Below are 17,511 nucleotides of genomic sequence, written 5' to 3'. Positions count from 1 at the left end.
GAGGCGCTTTCCCGACCCGCAGTCGATGAAAGCGCCTCTGTTCTGACCGGCAATTGCTGTGCCGCTAGCCGTTGACGTGTCGCACGGCAATGGCGTGGATATTCACCGCCTCGCCGCCCGTGGGAACCACTCCGATATAGTCGCCGCTGCCGGTTTCGTTTGCCGGGACGGAATATTCGAACATGAAGGCTTCAGGCTCCTGGCCGGCTTCAAAGCTGTGCCAGCCGGAATCCTGTCCTTCGTTGGTGCTGTAGGCGACGTTGAAGCCGGCCGCGCTCTCGGCGCTGGCAACCACCACGACCTCGACACTCTGGCCGGCAAAGCTGGCGGCCTGGTTGGTCGGGATCTCGAACGCCGCGCCGCCCGTCATGCCGCTGGAGTCAGGTTCTTCCGGCAATTCACCCGAAAGAATGTAGGACTCGTCGCCCGCTTCCCAGCTCAAGCCATCGGGTATCTCGAGCGGCTGCGCGCCGCGGTCCTGGGTATAGTCCAGCAGGAAGGGCGCGTCGTAGAAGCGGCTGATATTCGCACCGCCTTCGGCGTCCATTCCGGCGTTCATGGTTGCGGCGTCGCCGTCCATGCCGCCCGGCCCGGTTTCCATACCGGACTCGTCCTCCATGCGTGGATTGCCGGTCGTGGCGTCGTCCTGGGTCAGGGTCTCGGTTTCGGTCTGGTCGCCGGGCTCGAGCTCCTCGTAGCCGGCGCCATTCTGTTCACCGCAGGCGGCCAGCAGCAGGGCCGACATAGCGGTCGTGGTAAGAATCTGGGTGCGCATCATTCTGTGTCCTTTCGCCGCCAGGAAGGCGGCTTGTTTCTCGATCGCTCTATTGCGCTGCGCCGTAAGCCCGCACCGCGATGGCATGGATCATGACCGGGCCGTCTCCGGCGGGAAGCAGCCCGATATAGTGAGCGCTCTCCAGTTCGCCGTTCGGCACGTTGTATTCGAAGGTGAAGGTTTGAGGGATCTCTCTCGCCTCGAAGCTGCGCCACCCTGAGTCCGCGCCGTCATTCGTACTGTAGGCCACGTCGAATTCGGTCATGGTGTCTGCGCTTGCGATGATGGCGACTTCCACCGTCCTGCCCGCCAGGGAGGAGGCGGTCTCGCGCGGCACTTCGAACGCGACCCCGTCGGTCATGGCATTGGACGTCGGCGCCTCTGCCGGTTCACCGGACAGCACGGCGGCGTTGTTGCCTGCTTCCCAAGTCAGGGTGTCGGGCACAGCGGCCGGCGGCACACCGACGCCCTGGGTGAAATCGAGCAGCAGCGCGGATCCGTAGAATCCGCTTATGCTCGTCTGGACCTCGACATCCGTCGTCTGGGTGGCCGTTCCCGGGTCCGATCCCATCCCTATGTCGGTTCCGGTATCCGTGGCCGCAGTTTCGCCGGCCATCGTGCCATCAGCGTCCTGCTGCTGCGTGCCGGATTCGGCCGGATCGATTTCGATGTCCGTCGGGCTCTCGGCTTGCGTGTCGGTCAAGCTCTCCGTCGCCGCCTGGTCGCCCGGTTGGACCTCCTCATAACCGGCACCGTCTTGGTCGCCGCAAGCTCCCAGCAGGAGGGCGGATATGGCGGTGGTGGTGAGAATCTGGGTGCGCATCATGGAGGTGTCCTTTCATTGCGAGAGGGACAACGGCCGGCCGGTAGCGGCCTTCCGCATTTCAAGTGTCTCGACTAGGTAAATGCGGTCGGAGCGGGAAAGGTTTCGGCTTCGCTCGACTCCTGCGTGCGGGGCGGGCCCCGGAGCGGGCCCGGTTTCAACGCCGGGAAGGCCGGGCGGGACTGAGAACTTCGCAGTCGTGCGGCCAGACAGGGGGCGCACTGGCGCCAGGTTCAGGCTATGTTCGCCTCCATGAGCACGGCGATTCGCATTCTGGGTATCGATCCCGGCCTGAACGCGACGGGATGGGGCGTTATCGACCAGACGGGGTCGCGCGTCTCCGCGGTCGGCTGGGGTGTCATCAAGGCGCCGCCCCGCGCCGCCATGTCGCAACGCCTGTGCTTCATCCACGACGCGATCGAGGCCTTGATCGCCGAGTACGCGCCGGGCGAGGCGGCGGTGGAAGACCAGTTCGTCCACGTCAATCCGGGATCGGCGCTGAAACTTGGACAGGCGCGGGCAGCAGCCATTCTCGCGCCGGCCCGGGCCGGCCTGTCCGTGGCCGAATATGCCCCGCGTCTGATCAAGAAGGCGGTGGTCGGGACCGGCGCGGCGGACAAGGGGCAGATCGCCGCCATGATTGCCATTCTCCTGCCCGGCACGAAGGCCGAGGCCGACGCCGCCGATGCGCTGGCCATCGCGATCTGCCACGCCAATCACCGCACCAGCATGACAAGGCTCGCCCGATGATCGGAAAACTGACCGGAACCGTGGATGCCATCGGGGACGACGAACTCGTCCTCGACGTCGGCGGCGTGGGCTATCTGGTGACGGCCGGGACTCGCACGCTGGCCAGGCTGGAACCGGGCACGCGGACCGTGCTGCACATCGAGACCTATGTGCGCGAAGACATTTTCCGGCTCTACGGCTTTCTGGCCGACAGCGAGCGCGCCTGGTTCGTCCGGCTTCAATCGGTCCAGGGGGTCGGCGCCAAGCACGCCCTGGCCATGCTCGATGCGATCGAGCCTGGCGATCTTGAAAGCGCCGCGGCGCTGGGGGATGCCTCGACCTTTGCGCGCGCCAAGGGGGTGGGCCCCAAGCTGGCGCAACGCATCGCCGCCGAACTGAAGGACAAGGCGCCCCCTGCCGGGCGCCGCCTGGCCGGCCAGACGCTGTCGGCTGCGCTAGGACAGAAGGGCGCAACCGCCAGCCCAGGTGCGCCCGCCGAACCGGCTTCCGCGCCGAACGCGGCGCGCGAAGGCGCGATCTCGGCGCTGATCAATCTGGGTTACCCTGAAAGTCAGGCCCGCCAGGCGGCGGCCAGCGCGTCGCGCGCATTGGGCGCGGACGCCGATGAAGCCGCCCTGATCCGAACCGCGCTGAAGGAGCTGGCCCGGTGAGTGAGGAAACCGACCGCATCGTCTCCCCCGAGCCTTCGGCCGGGGACGGGCGCGACAAGGCCTTGCGCCCTCTCTCCTTCGACGAGTTTGTCGGCCAGCCGGCCGCGATCGCGAATCTGAAAGTCTTCGTGGCCGCCGCCGCTGCCCGCGGCGAGGCGCTGGATCACGTGCTCCTGTCGGGCCCGCCCGGGCTCGGCAAGACGACGCTGGCCCAGATCGTCGCGCGCGAACTCGGCGTGAATTTCCGCGCCACATCCGGCCCGGTGATTGCCAAGGCCGGCGATCTCGCGGCCATCCTGACCAATCTGGAAGAGCGCGACGTGCTCTTCATCGACGAGATTCACCGCCTCCTGCCCAATGTGGAGGAAATCCTCTATCCGGCGATGGAAGATTTCTGCCTCGATCTGGTCATTGGCGAAGGGCCGAGCGCGCGCACGGTCCGCATCGACCTTCCGCCCTTCACCCTGGTCGGGGCCACCACGCGGGCCGGTCTTCTGGCAACGCCATTGCGCGACCGGTTCGGCGTGCCGGTGCGCCTGGAATTCTACGACGAGGCCGAGCTCGCGAGCATCGTGACGCGTGGCGCAAAAAAGCTGGGCGCGGCGATGAACGAGGACGGGGCGCGCGAGATTGCGCGCCGCGCGCGCGGCACGCCGCGCGTGGCCGGGCGTCTGCTCCGGCGGGTGCGTGATTTTGCCGAGTCCGATGGCACCGCCCTCATTGACCGCAAGGCGGCCGATGCGGCGCTGCGCCGGCTCGAGGTCGACGAGGTCGGGCTCGACAGTCTGGACCGGCGCTATCTGCGCGTCCTGATCGAGGGCTTTGCCGGCGGGCCGGCCGGGGTGGAGACGCTGGCGGCCGCCTGCGCCGAAGCGCGGGACGCGCTGGAGGAGGTGGTCGAGCCCTTCCTGATCCAGCAGGGCTTCATCCAGCGCACGCCGCGCGGACGTATCGCCGCCCCGCGCGCCTGGTCCCATCTCGGGCTGGAGCCGCCGCGCAGCGTGGCGGAAGACCTTTTTTCCGGCCCGAAGTGAATCGCGCTGCAACCTGGGCTATGCTAGACTTCGCCTTGTAAGCCGGAGCGCGCGGGCCAACCCGAACCAATGCCGCCATCCCCGCGTTGCTCCTTCGGACATCAGGAGGAGCGCGCCTATGCTTTTGGCCAGACTTGCCCGCCAGGTAATCCGTGAAGGCCGGTTGACACTGATCGATGCGCGGGGCCACAGTCATGTTATCGAGGGTGCGCGCGAGGGACCGCACGCCGCGCTCCGCTTCCACACCGCGAAAGCCGAACGCCGCGTCGCCTTCAACCCGCAGCTGGCGCTGGGCGAATGCTATATGGACGGTTCGGTGGAGCCGGAGGGCTGCGACATCATCGATGTGCTCCGCCTACTGATTTCCAACATGAAACATCTCGACGGGTCTGTTCTGCACGATCTGACCAATCGCTGGCGCTTCGTCACGCGGCGCATTGCCCAGCACAACCCGATCGGCAAGGCGCGCGACAACGTGGCCCACCACTACGATCTGTCGAGTGAACTCTATCAGCGCTTCCTCGATCGCGACCGCTTCTATTCATGTGCGTATTTTCCCGAAGGCGTCGACACTCTGGAAGAGGCACAGGCGGCCAAGGCCCGCCATCTCGCCGCCAAGTTGAGGCTGGAGCCGAATGCGCGCATCCTCGATATCGGCTGCGGCTGGGGCAGCCTGGCCATGCATCTGGTGCGTCTGGGCGCGCAGCGCGTGGACGGCGTGACGCTGTCCCAGGAACAACACGCCTGGGCCAGCGAATGGGCCCGGCGCGAGAAGCTCGACCGTCAGGCGCGCTTTCATCTGCGCGACTACCGCGATGTGGAGGAGCAGTATGACCGCATCGTCTCGGTCGGCATGTTCGAGCATGTCGGGGTGGGCCACTATGAAGAATATTTCGCCAAGGTCGCCCGGCTCCTCAGGGAGGACGGCGTCGCCGTCATCCACTCCATCGGCCGGTCGAGCCCGCCGGGATTCACCAATCCGTGGCTGGCCAAATACATCTTCCCCGGCGGTTACGTCCCGGCCCTGTCCGAAGTGCTGCCGGTGATCGAGAAGGCCGGGCTGATCGTGACCGACTTGGAGGTGCTGCGCGTCCACTATGCCGAGACGCTGCGCCACTGGCGCGAACGCTTCCTGGCGCACTGGGACGAGGTCGCCGAGCTCTATGACGAGCGGTTCTGCCGTATGTGGAATTTCTATCTTGCCGGTTCGGAAACAAGCTTCCGCGAGGGCGACATGATGGTGTTCCAGGTCCAGCTCGCCAAGACGCACGCTGCCGTCCCGCTGACGCGCGATTACATCCACAATTTCGAGAACGCGCACCCGCTCGACCAGACGATGAGCAAGGCCAGGGTGGAGCAGCCGGCCGAATAGCGCTACGCGGCGTCGTCATGAGCGATATGCAAACCCCCGAAGCCGGACGCTGGACCGGCGGCATCCACCTGCTGCCTGTGCGGGTCTATTACGAAGACACCGACTTCACCGGGGTCGTCTATTACGCCAATTATCTGAAATTCCTGGAGCGTGGGCGCACCGATGCGCTTCGCACCGCCGGGGTCAGCCACAACGATCTGTGGCAGGCCGAGCCGCGTCTGGGTTTCGCCGTGCGCAAGATCCAGGTGGAATATCTCGTTCCGGCCCGCATCGACGATGCGCTCGGCGTGGAAACGCGCTTTATTCAGGCGCGCGGGGCCCGGATGACGTTGGCCCAGCGCATTCTGAGAGACGGCGAGGTGCTCGTCACGGCCGAGGTCGAAGCGGCCTGCATCGACGCGGACGGCCGCCCGCGCCGCCTGCCTGCTGCAGTGCGCGATGCCTTTGCCAGGCTGGCGGGGCCGTTCTAGCCCTCGCGGCTCTGGCCCGGCACCCATTTCACATCGTCCCGCCCGTCCTTGTTGGCGATGCGCGCTGTGACAAAGAGCAGATCGGACAGGCGGTTGAGATAGCGGATGACCGCTGGATTGACCGGTTCGCCCGTCGAGGCCAGGGCCACCACGCGGCGTTCGGCACGCCGGGTGATCGTGCGCGCCGCATGGAGGCGGGCTGAGGCTTCGCTGCCGCCGGGCAGGATGAAGCTGTCGAGCGGCTCCAGCCGGGCGTTGAGCGTGTCGATATCGCGCTCCATCGCCTCGACCTGACTGTCCAGTATGCGCAGCGGCTCCCACTCCAGCGTCTGGCCGCGGTCGGGGACGCACAGGTCGGCGCCCAGGTCGAACAGCTCGTTCTGAACCTTGAGCAGCGTGGGGCGAAGCGCGTCATCCCCTGTCAGGGCGCAGATCGCGAGCCCGATCGAGGCATTGGCCTCGTCGACCGTGCCATAGGCTTCGACGCGCGGATCGTGCTTGTCCGCCTCGCTCATGTCGCCGAGCCGGGTCCGTCCGGCATCGCCGGTCTTGGTGTAGATTCTCGTCAGGCGCACCATGTCGAGCCCTTCATTTGCAGGAGGCTAAATAGAGTTGCCTATTGTTAACCCTGTTGCCAGGCCGGGCGACACACTTTACTGTCAGGTCTCGTTAAGGGCTTTGAGCAAATACTGCTACCCGGCGAGGGCTCCGCGAAGCCAGAAGCCCGCGAGAATGAGCAGGATAGCGACAAACTGAACCAGCACGCGCGCGCGCATCAGCCGGTTCGACCATGTGCGGCCGAACTGGCCGCCTTTGAACAGGGCAAAGATGCCGGCACACAGGATCAGGAAAACCAGCCCCAACCCGACATAGAGTAGCCAATCGACGATCTGTATCATGGAGGTCCATCTAGGGTGGGAGACTCAGGCAGGCAATCTTCCTTATCAGATAGATTTTTTTGATGCGAGCTATCGAAATTAGTGGCATTGGAGGCGGGCACTTAAGCGCGTATGGAATTGAAAGCTGAAGTTTCGGGAACTTTCAGCAGGCCTGTGTGATTCAGACACAGTCGCGAGGAAACGGGTACGGGAATCGATGAGCGATCCGAGAGTGAAACGCATGACGCGGCGAGACATGCGGCGCGAAGCCACGAAGGCGACGGTTATCGAAGCCGCGCGCGAGGTCTTCCTGCAGCGCGGTTACGACGGCGCCACCATCAAACTCATCGCCGACGAAGCCAGCGTCTCTCCAGGTACCGTTCTCAATGCTGCGCCGTCCAAGGCTGCGCTTCTCATCCAGATACTCCAGGAAGAATACGAGACGATTCGCGACACGCTCGACCGGTTGGAGCAAGCGCTCTCCGGCGATGTGCCCGATCGGCTCGTGGCCCTTTTGCAGGCAATGCTCGAGGCGCAAAGCCAGCACAGCGAGCTCTTCTCCGCCGCAATCGGCCATTCCTGGCTGTGGAGTGATCCGGTCTATGAAGAGACCTTCGACCAGATGAATCTGGCGTGGGCTCCGGTCGTTCGCATCCTGGAGCAGGGCAAGGAAGCGGGCGAACTGGCCGCCGACAGCGATGTGCACGAAGTCTGCGCCGCCCTCCAGGAGGTCTATCTCGGTGCATTCCGCCGGATCCGGCGTGAGGAAATCGACATGAGCGGGGCCGGGGCGCTGCTGCGCCGCCGCGTCAATGTCCTGCTCAAGGGCTGCCTCGCCTGATCTTCGCCGTCCGTATGCGCTGGGCGCTGTAGACCCCGGCCAGAACCAGGCCGGCGCCGATCCATTGGCTGAAGACCAGTATCTCACCGAAGATGAGCCAGCCCGCGATGGCGGCCACGATCGGCTGGATCAGCAGGATCAGGGCAGCCAGCGCCGCGGGCACCCGGCCGAGGCCGAAGGCGACGCCGCCCTGTCCGCCGGCATGGACCACGATCCCCAGTCCGATCAGCGGCAGCCAGCCGGCCAGCGTGGCCGGGAAGAGCGTGTCGCCCAGAACCAGCGTGACCGCGAGCGAGATGATTGCGGCCAGCGCTGTCGAGACGATCATCACCAGCACGGTCGATGTCGTCCTGCGGGCTCGCTGGACAGATAGAAGATAGCTCGCATACCACAGCGCCGTGATGGCCGAGAGCAGGTCGCCGACAAGGCGTTCGGGCGCAATGCGGATATTGGCAGCGGCCAGCAGGACCGCCCCGGCCATGGCGACCAGCCCGGCCAGGGCCAGGCGCAGCGAAATGCGCTCACCGAACAGCACCCAGGCAGCAATCGCGACGATAACCGGGGTCAGGTTGGACAGAAGGGCGGCATTGGCCGCTGTCGTCAGCTTGATGCCGGCATGCCAGAAGGCCAGGTCGCCGGCGAAGAACAGACCGGCCAGTCCCAGCGCGACATAGTTCGGCCGGCCCGCAGCGGCGCGGACCGGGCGCAGATTGGCCAGCGCCAGCCACACCGCGAAAGCGGGCAGGGCCAGCGCCAGGCGCCAGAAGGCGATGGGCTGCGGACCGAGATCGGACAGTTTGACCAGGATGGGCGCGAAACCCAGCAGCGACGCGGCAATGGCCAGGACGACCGTTCCGGTCACAAGGGAGCGCGCGTCGCCGGATTGCCCCGCGCCAGCGGCTGCCGTTTCCAGAGACGTCGGGACATCGGGTGTCTGATGATCGGGCGACATGGGGCGGACCTCTGCTGACCGGGATGCCTGCAGTTAAGTCCTTCTGGCACCGGGACGAACCGGGTGCAATCCTCGTCTTGAAATCGCCTAGCCGTCGCCGGAACGCAAAGAGAAGCTCAGCAGCAAAGTGCGCTGCTCGGCATTGAAATTATCGTCCGAAATCAGGAAGAGATGCGGCTCGCCGTTTACCTCGGCGATGGCCGCGCCTTCGAAATTGTCCACGGTCATGCTCGTATCGAGCTCGCCGAGCAGGTCCGGTCCCAGGCCCGGTCCCCCGGCGGCGCTGGCCTCCAGCGCGGAATCGGCGATCCGGGTCAGGCGAATCCGGTTGCCGGTGCTTCTCGACCAGTACCGCTCCACGGCGATCAGTTCGCCCGGTGCTGCGCGCGCCAGCGCGGTCAGGCCAAACCCGTCGCTCAGATGCATGCTGTGTGGGACGGCGTCGCCGTCGCCCAGATGCCAGATCGTATGCGGCTGCCCGTCGACGGCAGGATGCTCGATGCCGGCCCACAAGCCGTTTTCGGCCGGCGCCAGCGCCTCGATCCCGCCATTGTCGCGCAGGCGATTCAGACCGGGCGGGGCGGTGTAGGGCTCGGGCAGGGCCGCGTCGATGCCGCTCCAGTCCTCGCCGATATCGTAAACCTGGATCCGGTGGTCGCGCTCGAAGCTGACCGCGTAGCGCCCGCCGCCCAGGGGCGCGAGGCCTTCCGCGTCTCCGGCCGGGCCTTCGAGCGGCTCGCCGCGCGCATCGCGCAGCGGGGCCATGCGCGGGTGGCTCAGCCCGTCCAGATGTCCGTTCCGGTTGTATTCGAGCGTGGCGGTCAGCCAGGCGCCGCCATCGGAGATGGCCAGCAGACGCTCGCCGTCCGGACTGATCTCGATGGCCGACCACCCGCCAAAGCCGGGTGTTTCGGAGCTGATCTCGATCCCGCCCTGATAGGTCAGCTGGTCCAGATTGCGCCGGCCGGGGTCGTCGGGGAAAAGCGGGACGCTATCCGTGGAAACCGTGAGGGGCCCGGGATCCTGATTGCAGCCTGAGGCGAGAAGGACGGCGGCGAGGGTCAGGATCAGGCGTTTCATCGGCTACCTCTTCAAATCTGCACTGACGGCCCGTTTCAGCGCCGACAGCCTGTCCGCGCCGCCCGGGGCAGGCCGCGCCGGCTTGCGCGGATCGGCCTGTGCGCGGCGCGCCCGGCGCCCGCGCGGACCGTCCTCGAACAATGCAGCGAGCTGATCGGTCATCGCGCCGGCCAGCTGCTCCACGTCCAGCAGTGTAACTGCCTTTCGATAATAGCGTGTGACATCGTGCCCAATTCCGATGGCGAGAAGCTCGACCTCGGAGCGGGTCTCGATCTGTTCGATGACCTCGCGCAAATGCTTTTCAAGATAGGCGGGGGAGTTGGCGGACTGGGTGCCATCGTCGACCGGCGCCCCGTCGGAGATCACCATCATGATCCGGCGCTGCTCGGGACGGGCCAGGAGGCGCTTGTGGGCCCACAGTAACGCCTCGCCGTCGATGTTCTCCTTCAGGAGCCCATCGCGCAGCATAAGCCCGAGATTGTTGCGCGACCGGCGCCACGGCGCATCGGCGCCTTTGTAGATGATGTGGCGCAGATCGTTGAGCCGGCCCGGATTGGGCGGCTTGCCTGCTTCCAGCCAGCGCTCCTTGGAGCGGCCGCCCTTCCAGGCCCGCGTCGTGAAGCCGAGAATCTCGGTCTTCACGCCGACACGCTCCAGCGTGCGCGCCATGATGTCCGCGCATGCGGCCGCCACGAGGATGGGCCGGCCCCGCATCGAGCCGGAATTGTCGATCAGCAAGGTGACGATCGTATCGCGGAACTCGGTATCCTTCTCCTGCTTGAAGGAGAGGGGCAGCATCGGGTCCATGATGACGCGCGGCAGGCGGGCCGGATCGAGCACGCCTTCCTCCAGATCGAAACTCCAGGCGCGCTGCTGCTTGGCCATGAGGCGGCGCTGCAGCCGGTTGGCGAGCCGCCCGACGGCGCTTTCCAGGCCTTTGAGATGCTGGTCCAGATTGCGGCGCAGGCGCGACAGCTCCTCGGTGTCGCACAGATCGGTGGCGGTGATGGTCTCGTCGTACTGGGTGGTGAAGACCTTGTAGGCGTTCGGATCCTCGCCGGTCGGATTGACCCAGTTGGGCCGGGCCGCCTGGACCGACTCGCTTTGCTCCTCGTTGGCATCGACCTTGGTCTGGCTCTCCTCGGCAAAGGAGATGTCCTCGGTGTCGGCCGCCGAGCCGCGCGCATCTTCCGGCGAGTCGTCCTCGCCGGTATCGGGCTCGTTATCGCCTTCGTCCTCGCCGGACTGAGGCTCCTGCTCGACCCCGGAATCGTCGTCTTCAGGCTGGTCCTCGTCTTCCTCGGATTCCTCTCCGAGCTCTTCGGACAGGTCGAGATCGCGGATCACCTGACGCAGGGCGCGGGCAAACTGCTTCTGATCGCCGGCGTTTTCGGCCAGCGCATCGAGCGCGTCACCGGCCGCCTCTTCGAGGTCCTCGCGCCAGACCTTCATCAGCCCCTTGGCCGCTTCGGGCGCCGGGCGTCCGGAAATACGTTCGCGCACCAGCATCGATAGCGCATCGGCCAGCGGCGCGCTCTGCCGGTCCTCGGCGATATGCCAGCCTTCGCGCGTGCAGGTCTCGGTCAGCGAGGCGTCCAGATTCTCGGCCACGCCGCGCATGGCGCGCGCGCCAAGTCCTTCGCACCTTGCCTGCTCGGCGGCTTCGAAAATCTGCCGGCCCTTGGCGCCGGGGGGCAGGGCCGCGGCATGGTCCTCGCCATCGTGCAGGGCCAGGCGCAAAGCGATGGAATCCGCCTTGCCGCGCAGCTTGGCCGCGCTCTTCTCGTCCAGCGCCTCGGGCACGGAGGGCAGAACCGCACGCCCGTTGACCAGGCCCGACCGGTCGCCGCCAAAGCGCACTTCCAGCTCGCGATCGCGGGACATGGCGCGCGTGGCCGCGCTCAGGGCGCGCTGGAAGGTCTCTGTGTCGCTTTTATCGGTCATGAAAAGAGAGATAGCCTCGCTCAGGCGTCTTGCGAACCCGCAATGTGAAAACTGGCGGCGGGGCAGGGGATATGCTACTTAGTCAAGTTGACTAAGTTTGCCTCCGCGTTCCTGCTCCATATGGTGGTCTGCGATGAAAACCGTAACCGTGCACGAAGCCAAGACGCACCTCTCCCGCCTCCTGCGCGAGGTGGAAGCGGGCGAGGAGATCATCATCCGCCGCGGCAACAAGACGGTGGCCCGTCTCAGTGCGGCCGAGACCGGCGCGCCCCGGCCCCGCCACACGCCCGGCGCGTGGAGCGATCTCGGCCCTTGGTCGAAGGAGGCGAACGACATCCTGCTGGCACCGGCATTCACGGACGAGGAAATCGAGCAGCTGGAATCGATCGATAAATTCGAGGAGCCGAAGGCTTGAATCTTCTTGCGGACACGCATGCGTGTGCGTGGTGGATCGTGGGTGGGGGCCGCCTCTCGGAACCTGCAGTCCGGGCATTGAGCGATGCTGACCAGATCCTGATCAGCATCGCCTCGCTTTGGGAGGCCGGAATAAAGGTCGGCAAGTTCGGCGCCGAGCGTTCCGGTCCGCTTGCGCCCTGGCTTGACCGGATCACGCGCGATGGCCCGCCCGCTTCTGTCTCCATTCTCGAGGTTGCGCTACCCGATTGCCGAGCTGTCTCCCGCCTCCCGTCTCATCATGGCGATCCGTTTGACCGCATGCTTGCCGCGCAGGCCATGGCGCGCGATCTGGCCATCGTCAGCGCCGACCCGGTGTTCGACGATTACGGCGTCAAGCGGATCTGGTGAGCCGCTCGCTCTACGCCGCCTGGCCCGGCTTGACCCGGCTCTCGGGAAGGCTCTCGCCGAAGACGCGCTGGTAGAATTCGGCCACGATCGGGCGCTCCAGCTCGTCGCACTTGTTCAGGAATGTCAGGCGGAAGGCGAGGCCGGTATCGTCGAAGATCTGCGCGTTTTCCGCCCAGGTCAGCACGGTGCGCGGGCTCATGACCGTGGACAGATCGCCATTGATGAAGGCCTCGCGCGTCAGGTCGGCGACCTTGACCATGTCGGCCACGCGGGCCTGGCCTTCCTTGCCGGCAGCGAAGGCGCCCAGCTTGGCGCTCACGATGGCCTGCTCGGTCTCGGTCGGCAGATAGTTCAGCGTCGAAACGATCGACCAGCGGTCCATCTGGCCCTGGTTGATCTGCTGGGTGCCGTGATAGAGCCCCGTCGTGTCGCCCAGGCCCACCGTGTTGGTCGTCGCGAACAGCCGGAAATGGCTGTGCGGATGGATCACGCGCGTCTGGTCGAGCAGGGTCAGCGCACCCGAGGCCTCCAGCACACGCTGGATGACGAACATCACGTCCGGACGCCCCGCATCGTATTCGTCGAACAGGAGCGCGACCGGGCGCTGTACCGCCCAGGGCAGGATGCCTTCCTGGAACTCGGTGATCTGCATGCCGTCGCGCACGACGATCTGGTCCTTGCCCACCATGTCGATCCGGCTGACATGGCTGTCCAGATTGACGCGGATCATCGGCCAGTTCAGCCGCGCGGCGACCTGCTCGATATGGGTCGACTTGCCGGTGCCGTGATAACCTTGGACCATGACGCGCCGGTTGAAGGCGAAGCCGGCCAGGATGGCGCGCGTGGTCGGTTCGTCGAAGACATAGGTGTCGTCGATCGCCGGCACGTGGCTGTCGCGCTCTTTGAAGGCCGGCACCTCGAAGCCCGGATCGAACCCGAACAGTGTCTTGCAGTCGGCCAGCGTGTCGGGGGTCAGCGCGGTCAGGGTGTCGTCAGTCATCGCGTATCCACTATTCCCATGCGTTCGAAGTCTCTGCCCGCTTAGTTAGCGCGTGCAGCATCGTCTTGCCAGCCGCGCGGCGTAAATGCCGGGCGTCAGGCGTGGCCGGAGCTTTTCAGGATCTGGTAGGCGGCGACGACCTTCTGCAGCCGGTCTTCATAGCTGCGGTCCCCGCCATTGGAGTCCGGGTGGTAGGTGCGCAACAGCTCGGCATAGCGCTTGCGCACCGTGCTCTTGTCGCAGCCATACTCCAGGCCCATCTCGTCGAGCGCGCGTTCCAGCAGGCGGCCCAGGCGCGGGCCTTCCTGACGCGCCTTGGCCTTCTCATGGCTCGGCGGCGGGCGGTCGCCGAAGAAGGAATGCGGGTCGAAGAAGGCTTTCTGCCAGTCCACCGAGGCGCGCTCGGCCTGCTTTCGCGTGCTTCCCGCACGCGCAAAGCTCCAGGTCGGCCGGTGCCCGTAGGACATCGATTCCTGGTAGGACTTGGCCGCGGACTCGCTCATGCCCTCGAAGAAATTCCAGGACTTGTTGTACTCGCCGGCATGGCCCTGGCAGAACCAGTAATATTCGTGCAGCTGCTTGGGGCCTTTCGGCGCGCGGCTATCGGCCTTGCGGTTGCACTTGGGATACTCGCACACGCGCTCCTGCGCCCGCGGTTCATCCTTGGGCGGCTTGATGCGGATGTCTTTAAACCGCGGGCGATATCTGTAGTCTTGTGACATGTCCGCCAGAGTATGGGGGCGCAGCCCTTGCCGGGCAATGAAGAGAGACGTGAAATGTCAGAGATGAAAGCGCGCATCGAGCAGACGCTGACCCGGGCCTTCGCGCCCCGGCACCTGGATGTCAGCGATGACAGCGCGCTGCACGCCGGCCACGCGGGCAATCCGGACGGGGCGGGCGAAACGCATTTTACCGTCACCATCGTCGCGGACGCGTTCGAAAACCTCACCCGGATTCAGCGCCACCGCGCCGTCAACAAGGCGCTGACCGAGGAAATCGCCGACGGCGTCCACGCTCTGGCCATCAAGGCGAGCGCACCGGACGAACCGGCCTCCCCCTAGACCTCGATCTCCGGCTCCTCGCGAATGCGCATTTTCTGGATCTGGTTGCGGCGGCGCTCCAGGATTTCAAACTGCACGCCGTGAAACCGGAAGACCTGACCGGCCTCGGGAATGGTCTGCGCCTCGTGGATCACCAGGCCGGCCACCGTCACCGCCTCCTCGTCGGGCAGATCCCAGTCGAGCGCCCGGTTGATGTCGCGAATCGGCACCGTGCCGTCCACGATCACCGATCCGTCCGGCTGGGTGGTCACGCCCTCGATGGTGATATCGTGCTCGTCCTCGATCTCGCCGACAATCTCCTCGATGATGTCTTCCAGCGTGATGATGCCGCGCAGCGCGCCATACTCGTCCACCACCAGGGCGAAGTGCTCGCGTTTTTCGCGGAAGGCCGAGAGCTGGTCGAGCAGCTCGGTCGTTTCCGGGATGAACCACGGCTCGCGCTTGATCGCCCCGATATCGACCTTGCTGGCGTCGCCATCGGCTTCGTACAGGGCCCGCGCCAGATCGCGTGCGTGCAGGATGCCGACGATATTCTCGCTGTCGCCGCGATAGAGGGGCAGGCGCGTATGCGGACTGTTGAGCGCGTCACGCATCAGGACTTCCGGGCTGTCCTCGATATCCAGCATGATCAGTGATTTGCGGTGAACCATGACGTCGTCGACCGTCAGCTCGCGCAGGTCCAGCACCCCGCCCAGCATGTCGCGGTCTTCCTTCACCACGCCGCCTTCTTCGTGGTGCAGGTCGATCTGGCCGCGGATTTCCTCGTGCGCAGACAGCACCGGGCCTTCCACATTCGCACCCAGCAGGCGCAGCACGCCGCGCACGATGGTCTGCACGCCGGCGACGACCGGTGAGAACACGATCACGACGATGCGGATCGGCAGGCTCACGGCGAGCGCCATCCGGTCGGGATTGGAAATCGCATAGGTCTTTGGCATGACCTCGGAGAAGATCAGCACGAGCGCTGTCATCACCAGCGTGGCGATGGGCACCCCGGCCTCCCCGAACATGGCCAGAAAGACCGCCGCGGCGATGGACGAGGCCAGGATATTGACCAGGTTATTGCCCAGCAGGATCGCCCCGATCAGGCTTTCCTTGTCCTCGATCAGGTAGAGCACGCGGCCCGCACGCCGGTTCTTGTCGCGGTCGAGCGTGAGCATGCGCGCCTTCGATGTCGCCGTCAGGGCCGTTTCCGACCCGGAAAAGAAGGCGGACAGGGCGAGCAATATCAGGACGCCGAGCGCAGCCCAGCCCATCCACATCTCGAACTCAACGGTCATGAAGCTCCTCTCGAAGGAAGGCGGTCAGGTCGTCCCGGTCCGCGCCGGGGCGTATATACGCTTCGCCCAGCCCGCGCGATAGGATCAGCGTGATGGCGCCGCCGCTATTCTTCTTGTCGCCGTCCATGCGCTCGACCAGGCGTTCGGCCGAATAGGGCCCGCCGGGCAGGGCGCGGGGCCCCGTGGGCAGGCCGGCCTCGCGAAGATGACGGGCCACGCGCGCCGCGCTCCCCTCCGGTGCGGTTCCGATACGTTCCGAATAGCGCAGCGCCAGCACCATGCCGGCCGCCACCGCCTCGCCATGGACCAGCGTGCCCGGCACTGCCTCGGCCTCGAAGGCATGGCCGAAGGTATGACCCAGATTGAGCAGCGCGCGCCGTCCCGCCTCGCGCTCGTCCTCGGCCACGATATCGGCCTTGAACTGCACCGAGGCGGCAATGAAACCGGTCAGGTAGGGCAGCGACAGCGCCTGGCTTCCGGCCTCTTCCAGGCGTTCGTACAGGGCGTGGTCCCCGATCAGGCCTGCCTTGACGATTTCCGCATAGCCGGCCGCCAGCTCCCGGCGCGGCAGGCTCAACAGGAAGCCGGTATCGGCGATGACCAGGGCCGGCTGATGGAAGGCGCCGGCGAGATTCTTGCCCTGCGCCGTGTTGATGCCGGTCTTGCCCCCGACGCTGGAATCGACCTGGGCCAGCAGTGTGGTCGGGATCTGGATGAAGCGCGTCCCGCGCTTGACGATGGCCGCGGCAAATCCGGCCAGATCCCCGATCGTGCCGCCGCCGAAGGCGATGACCGGTTCGTTGCGCTCGATATTGTGCTCCAGCAGGGCCTCGGTGACCTGCTGCAGCCGGGTCCAGTTCTTCGCGCCTTCTCCGCCTTCGATTTCGATGATTTCGGGCCGGACCTGCGCGGCCTCCAGCGTCGCCATCAGCCGGTCGCGGTGATGGGCGAGCGCGATCCGGTCCGCGATCAGGAAGGCGCGCCCGTTCGGGCACAGCCCGGCCAGGTGCAGCGCGGCCGATTCCAGCGCGCCTTCCCCGACCATGACGTCATAGCTGCGCGCGCCGAGTTCGACGCGGACCGTCTGTCTCGCGCTCAAGAGGACGTCTCCTGTGTCAGATGATGCGCCAGGGCGTCGATGATAGCGATAACCGTGCGTCCATGCGATCCGTCGCCGGTATCCACCGCCAGATCGGCTTCGCTGTAGAAGGCGGCGCGTTCCTGCATCAGCCGCTCCATCACCGCACGCGGGTTCTCGGTCTTCAGGAGCGGGCGCGTATTGCGCCGCGAGACCCGCTCCATCAGCGTGTCGAGGTCGGCGCGCAGCCAGACCGACAGGGCATTCGCCTTGACCACCTCGCGGGTCTCTTCGGACACGAAGGCCCCGCCGCCAAGCGCCAGCACCATCGGCTCTCCGGTTTCCAGCAGACGCGCAATGACCTTGCGTTCGCCGTCGCGAAAGGCGGTCTCGCCGAAGTCTGCAAAGATCTCGGAGACGCTGCGTCCTGCCGAGGCCTCGATCTCGTGGTCGGCGTCGCGGAAGGGCCAGCCGAGACGGCGGGCCAGACGGCGCCCCACGGTGGTCTTGCCCACGCCCATCAGGCCGACCAGAACGATCGGGCGGTCAAAGCGTTGAACGGGTACGGGAAGATCGATCGAGGACATGTCATCTCATGGTATAGGCAAGCCTGGCAGGTGCGGCAATCGCCGCGCGGGTTTCCGGCAGTGGCGCACGTCTGGAAATCGCCTTATTCAAACGGTTAGACTGGCCCCATATTTCTCCTGACTCTCAAGGAC

General features: G+C 65.9%; 21 protein-coding genes. 9 read left to right on the top strand and 12 right to left on the bottom strand.

Annotated elements, in window-relative coordinates:
• Nucleotides 1-64 precede the first annotated feature (64 nt).
• Together E5162_RS10350 and E5162_RS10345 are read right to left on the bottom strand one after the other, a co-directional pair.
• Nucleotides 65-778, bottom strand: coding sequence for a hypothetical protein (locus tag E5162_RS10350; RefSeq protein WP_135945191.1), 714 nt, complete (start codon nt 776-778; stop codon nt 65-67).
• A gap of 46 nt (nt 779-824) precedes the next feature.
• Nucleotides 825-1,601 (bottom strand): hypothetical protein, encoded by a 777-nt coding sequence (locus E5162_RS10345; RefSeq protein ID WP_135945190.1) that lies wholly within the window; start codon nt 1,599-1,601, stop codon nt 825-827.
• A gap of 261 nt (nt 1,602-1,862) precedes the next feature.
• Here E5162_RS10345 and ruvC point away from each other — a divergent pair, with 261 nt between their 5' ends.
• The 5 genes from ruvC to ybgC all read left to right on the top strand — a co-directional run bounded on the left by ruvC (nt 1,863) and on the right by ybgC (nt 5,874).
• Nucleotides 1,863-2,348, top strand: coding sequence for a crossover junction endodeoxyribonuclease RuvC (gene ruvC, locus E5162_RS10340; RefSeq protein ID WP_174235008.1), 486 nt, complete (start codon nt 1,863-1,865; stop codon nt 2,346-2,348).
• Nucleotides 2,345-2,998: a Holliday junction branch migration protein RuvA gene (gene ruvA, locus E5162_RS10335; protein ID WP_135945188.1), complete on the top strand. Its 654-nt coding sequence runs from the start codon at nt 2,345-2,347 to the stop codon at nt 2,996-2,998. Before ruvC ends, ruvA begins: the two co-directional genes overlap by 4 nt.
• Nucleotides 2,995-4,032 carry a Holliday junction branch migration DNA helicase RuvB gene (ruvB, locus tag E5162_RS10330; RefSeq protein ID WP_135945187.1) on the top strand — a complete coding sequence of 346 codons (1,038 nt, stop codon included), beginning with the start codon at nt 2,995-2,997 and terminating at the stop codon, nt 4,030-4,032. Before ruvA ends, ruvB begins: the two co-directional genes overlap by 4 nt.
• 118 nt (nt 4,033-4,150) lie before the next feature.
• Complete coding sequence (locus E5162_RS10325; protein WP_135945186.1) at nt 4,151-5,404, top strand: SAM-dependent methyltransferase; 1,254 nt, start codon at nt 4,151-4,153, stop codon at nt 5,402-5,404.
• Nucleotides 5,405-5,421: 17 nt separating this feature from the next.
• Entirely contained in the window at nt 5,422-5,874 is a 453-nt protein-coding gene (gene ybgC / locus E5162_RS10320; protein ID WP_135945185.1) for a tol-pal system-associated acyl-CoA thioesterase, read from the top strand.
• On the opposite strand, the gene E5162_RS10315 is transcribed toward ybgC, so the two are convergent.
• Nucleotides 5,871-6,452: a cob(I)yrinic acid a,c-diamide adenosyltransferase gene (locus E5162_RS10315; protein ID WP_135945184.1), complete on the bottom strand. Its 582-nt coding sequence runs from the start codon at nt 6,450-6,452 to the stop codon at nt 5,871-5,873. The two genes, ybgC and E5162_RS10315, sit on opposite strands and share 4 nt — an antisense overlap.
• A 114-nt stretch (nt 6,453-6,566) precedes the next feature.
• Nucleotides 6,567-6,773 carry a twin transmembrane helix small protein gene (locus E5162_RS10310; protein WP_135945183.1) on the bottom strand — a complete coding sequence of 69 codons (207 nt, stop codon included), beginning with the start codon at nt 6,771-6,773 and terminating at the stop codon, nt 6,567-6,569.
• A 196-nt stretch (nt 6,774-6,969) separates the two neighbouring features.
• Here E5162_RS10310 and E5162_RS10305 point away from each other — a divergent pair, with 196 nt between their 5' ends.
• Nucleotides 6,970-7,593 carry a TetR/AcrR family transcriptional regulator gene (locus tag E5162_RS10305; protein WP_135945182.1) on the top strand — a complete coding sequence of 208 codons (624 nt, stop codon included), beginning with the start codon at nt 6,970-6,972 and terminating at the stop codon, nt 7,591-7,593.
• Here the strand turns inward: E5162_RS10305 and E5162_RS10300 are convergent.
• From E5162_RS10300 to cobT, 3 genes are all read right to left on the bottom strand, one after another.
• Nucleotides 7,574-8,545, bottom strand: a complete 972-nt coding sequence (locus E5162_RS10300) for a DMT family transporter (protein ID WP_135945181.1) — start codon at nt 8,543-8,545, stop codon at nt 7,574-7,576. The two genes, E5162_RS10305 and E5162_RS10300, sit on opposite strands and share 20 nt — an antisense overlap.
• Nucleotides 8,546-8,632: 87 nt before the next feature.
• On the bottom strand, nt 8,633-9,625 hold the full coding sequence (locus tag E5162_RS10295; protein WP_135945180.1) for an esterase-like activity of phytase family protein: 993 nt from the start codon (nt 9,623-9,625) through the stop codon (nt 8,633-8,635).
• Nucleotides 9,626-9,628: 3 nt separating this feature from the next.
• Nucleotides 9,629-11,569, bottom strand: coding sequence for a cobaltochelatase subunit CobT (gene cobT / locus E5162_RS10290; protein ID WP_135945179.1), 1,941 nt, complete (start codon nt 11,567-11,569; stop codon nt 9,629-9,631).
• A 133-nt stretch (nt 11,570-11,702) separates the two neighbouring features.
• On the opposite strand from cobT, the gene E5162_RS10285 reads away from it, so the two are divergent.
• Together E5162_RS10285 and E5162_RS10280 are read left to right on the top strand one after the other, a co-directional pair.
• Nucleotides 11,703-11,984 carry a type II toxin-antitoxin system Phd/YefM family antitoxin gene (locus E5162_RS10285; RefSeq protein ID WP_135945178.1) on the top strand — a complete coding sequence of 94 codons (282 nt, stop codon included), beginning with the start codon at nt 11,703-11,705 and terminating at the stop codon, nt 11,982-11,984.
• Complete coding sequence (locus E5162_RS10280; protein ID WP_158291276.1) at nt 11,981-12,373, top strand: type II toxin-antitoxin system VapC family toxin; 393 nt, start codon at nt 11,981-11,983, stop codon at nt 12,371-12,373. Before E5162_RS10285 ends, E5162_RS10280 begins: the two co-directional genes overlap by 4 nt.
• A 10-nt stretch (nt 12,374-12,383) precedes the next feature.
• Here the strand turns inward: E5162_RS10280 and cobS are convergent, their stop codons facing one another.
• On the bottom strand, nt 12,384-13,373 hold the full coding sequence (gene cobS, locus E5162_RS10275; RefSeq protein WP_135945176.1) for a cobaltochelatase subunit CobS: 990 nt from the start codon (nt 13,371-13,373) through the stop codon (nt 12,384-12,386).
• Between the two features lie 95 nt (nt 13,374-13,468).
• The gene (locus E5162_RS10270; protein WP_135945175.1) at nt 13,469-14,095 is read right to left on the bottom strand and encodes a J domain-containing protein; all 627 of its coding nucleotides are present in this window, start codon (nt 14,093-14,095) and stop codon (nt 13,469-13,471) included.
• A gap of 54 nt (nt 14,096-14,149) precedes the next feature.
• On the opposite strand from E5162_RS10270, the gene E5162_RS10265 reads away from it, so the two are divergent.
• On the top strand, nt 14,150-14,434 hold the full coding sequence (locus E5162_RS10265) for a BolA family protein (RefSeq protein WP_135945174.1): 285 nt from the start codon (nt 14,150-14,152) through the stop codon (nt 14,432-14,434).
• Here E5162_RS10265 and E5162_RS10260 read toward each other — a convergent pair.
• Genes E5162_RS10260 through E5162_RS10250 form a run of 3 tightly spaced genes read right to left on the bottom strand, consistent with a single transcriptional unit; the run spans nt 14,431 to nt 17,379 of the window.
• Nucleotides 14,431-15,714 carry an HlyC/CorC family transporter gene (locus tag E5162_RS10260; RefSeq protein ID WP_135945173.1) on the bottom strand — a complete coding sequence of 428 codons (1,284 nt, stop codon included), beginning with the start codon at nt 15,712-15,714 and terminating at the stop codon, nt 14,431-14,433. The genes E5162_RS10265 and E5162_RS10260 overlap by 4 nt on opposite strands.
• Nucleotides 15,704-16,813: a 3-dehydroquinate synthase gene (aroB, locus tag E5162_RS10255; RefSeq protein ID WP_135945172.1), complete on the bottom strand. Its 1,110-nt coding sequence runs from the start codon at nt 16,811-16,813 to the stop codon at nt 15,704-15,706. The genes E5162_RS10260 and aroB overlap by 11 nt, the downstream gene beginning before the upstream one ends.
• On the bottom strand, nt 16,810-17,379 hold the full coding sequence (locus E5162_RS10250) for a shikimate kinase (protein WP_135945171.1): 570 nt from the start codon (nt 17,377-17,379) through the stop codon (nt 16,810-16,812). Before E5162_RS10250 ends, aroB begins: the two co-directional genes overlap by 4 nt.
• Between the last annotated feature and the right edge of the window lie 132 nt (nt 17,380-17,511).

The sequence above is a fragment of the Marinicauda pacifica genome (genome assembly GCF_004793635.1).
Lineage (GTDB): Bacteria > Pseudomonadota > Alphaproteobacteria > Caulobacterales > Maricaulaceae > Marinicauda > Marinicauda pacifica.
The sequence above is the reverse complement of the archived record's forward strand: the minus strand, read 5'-3'. Positions and strand labels throughout refer to the sequence as shown.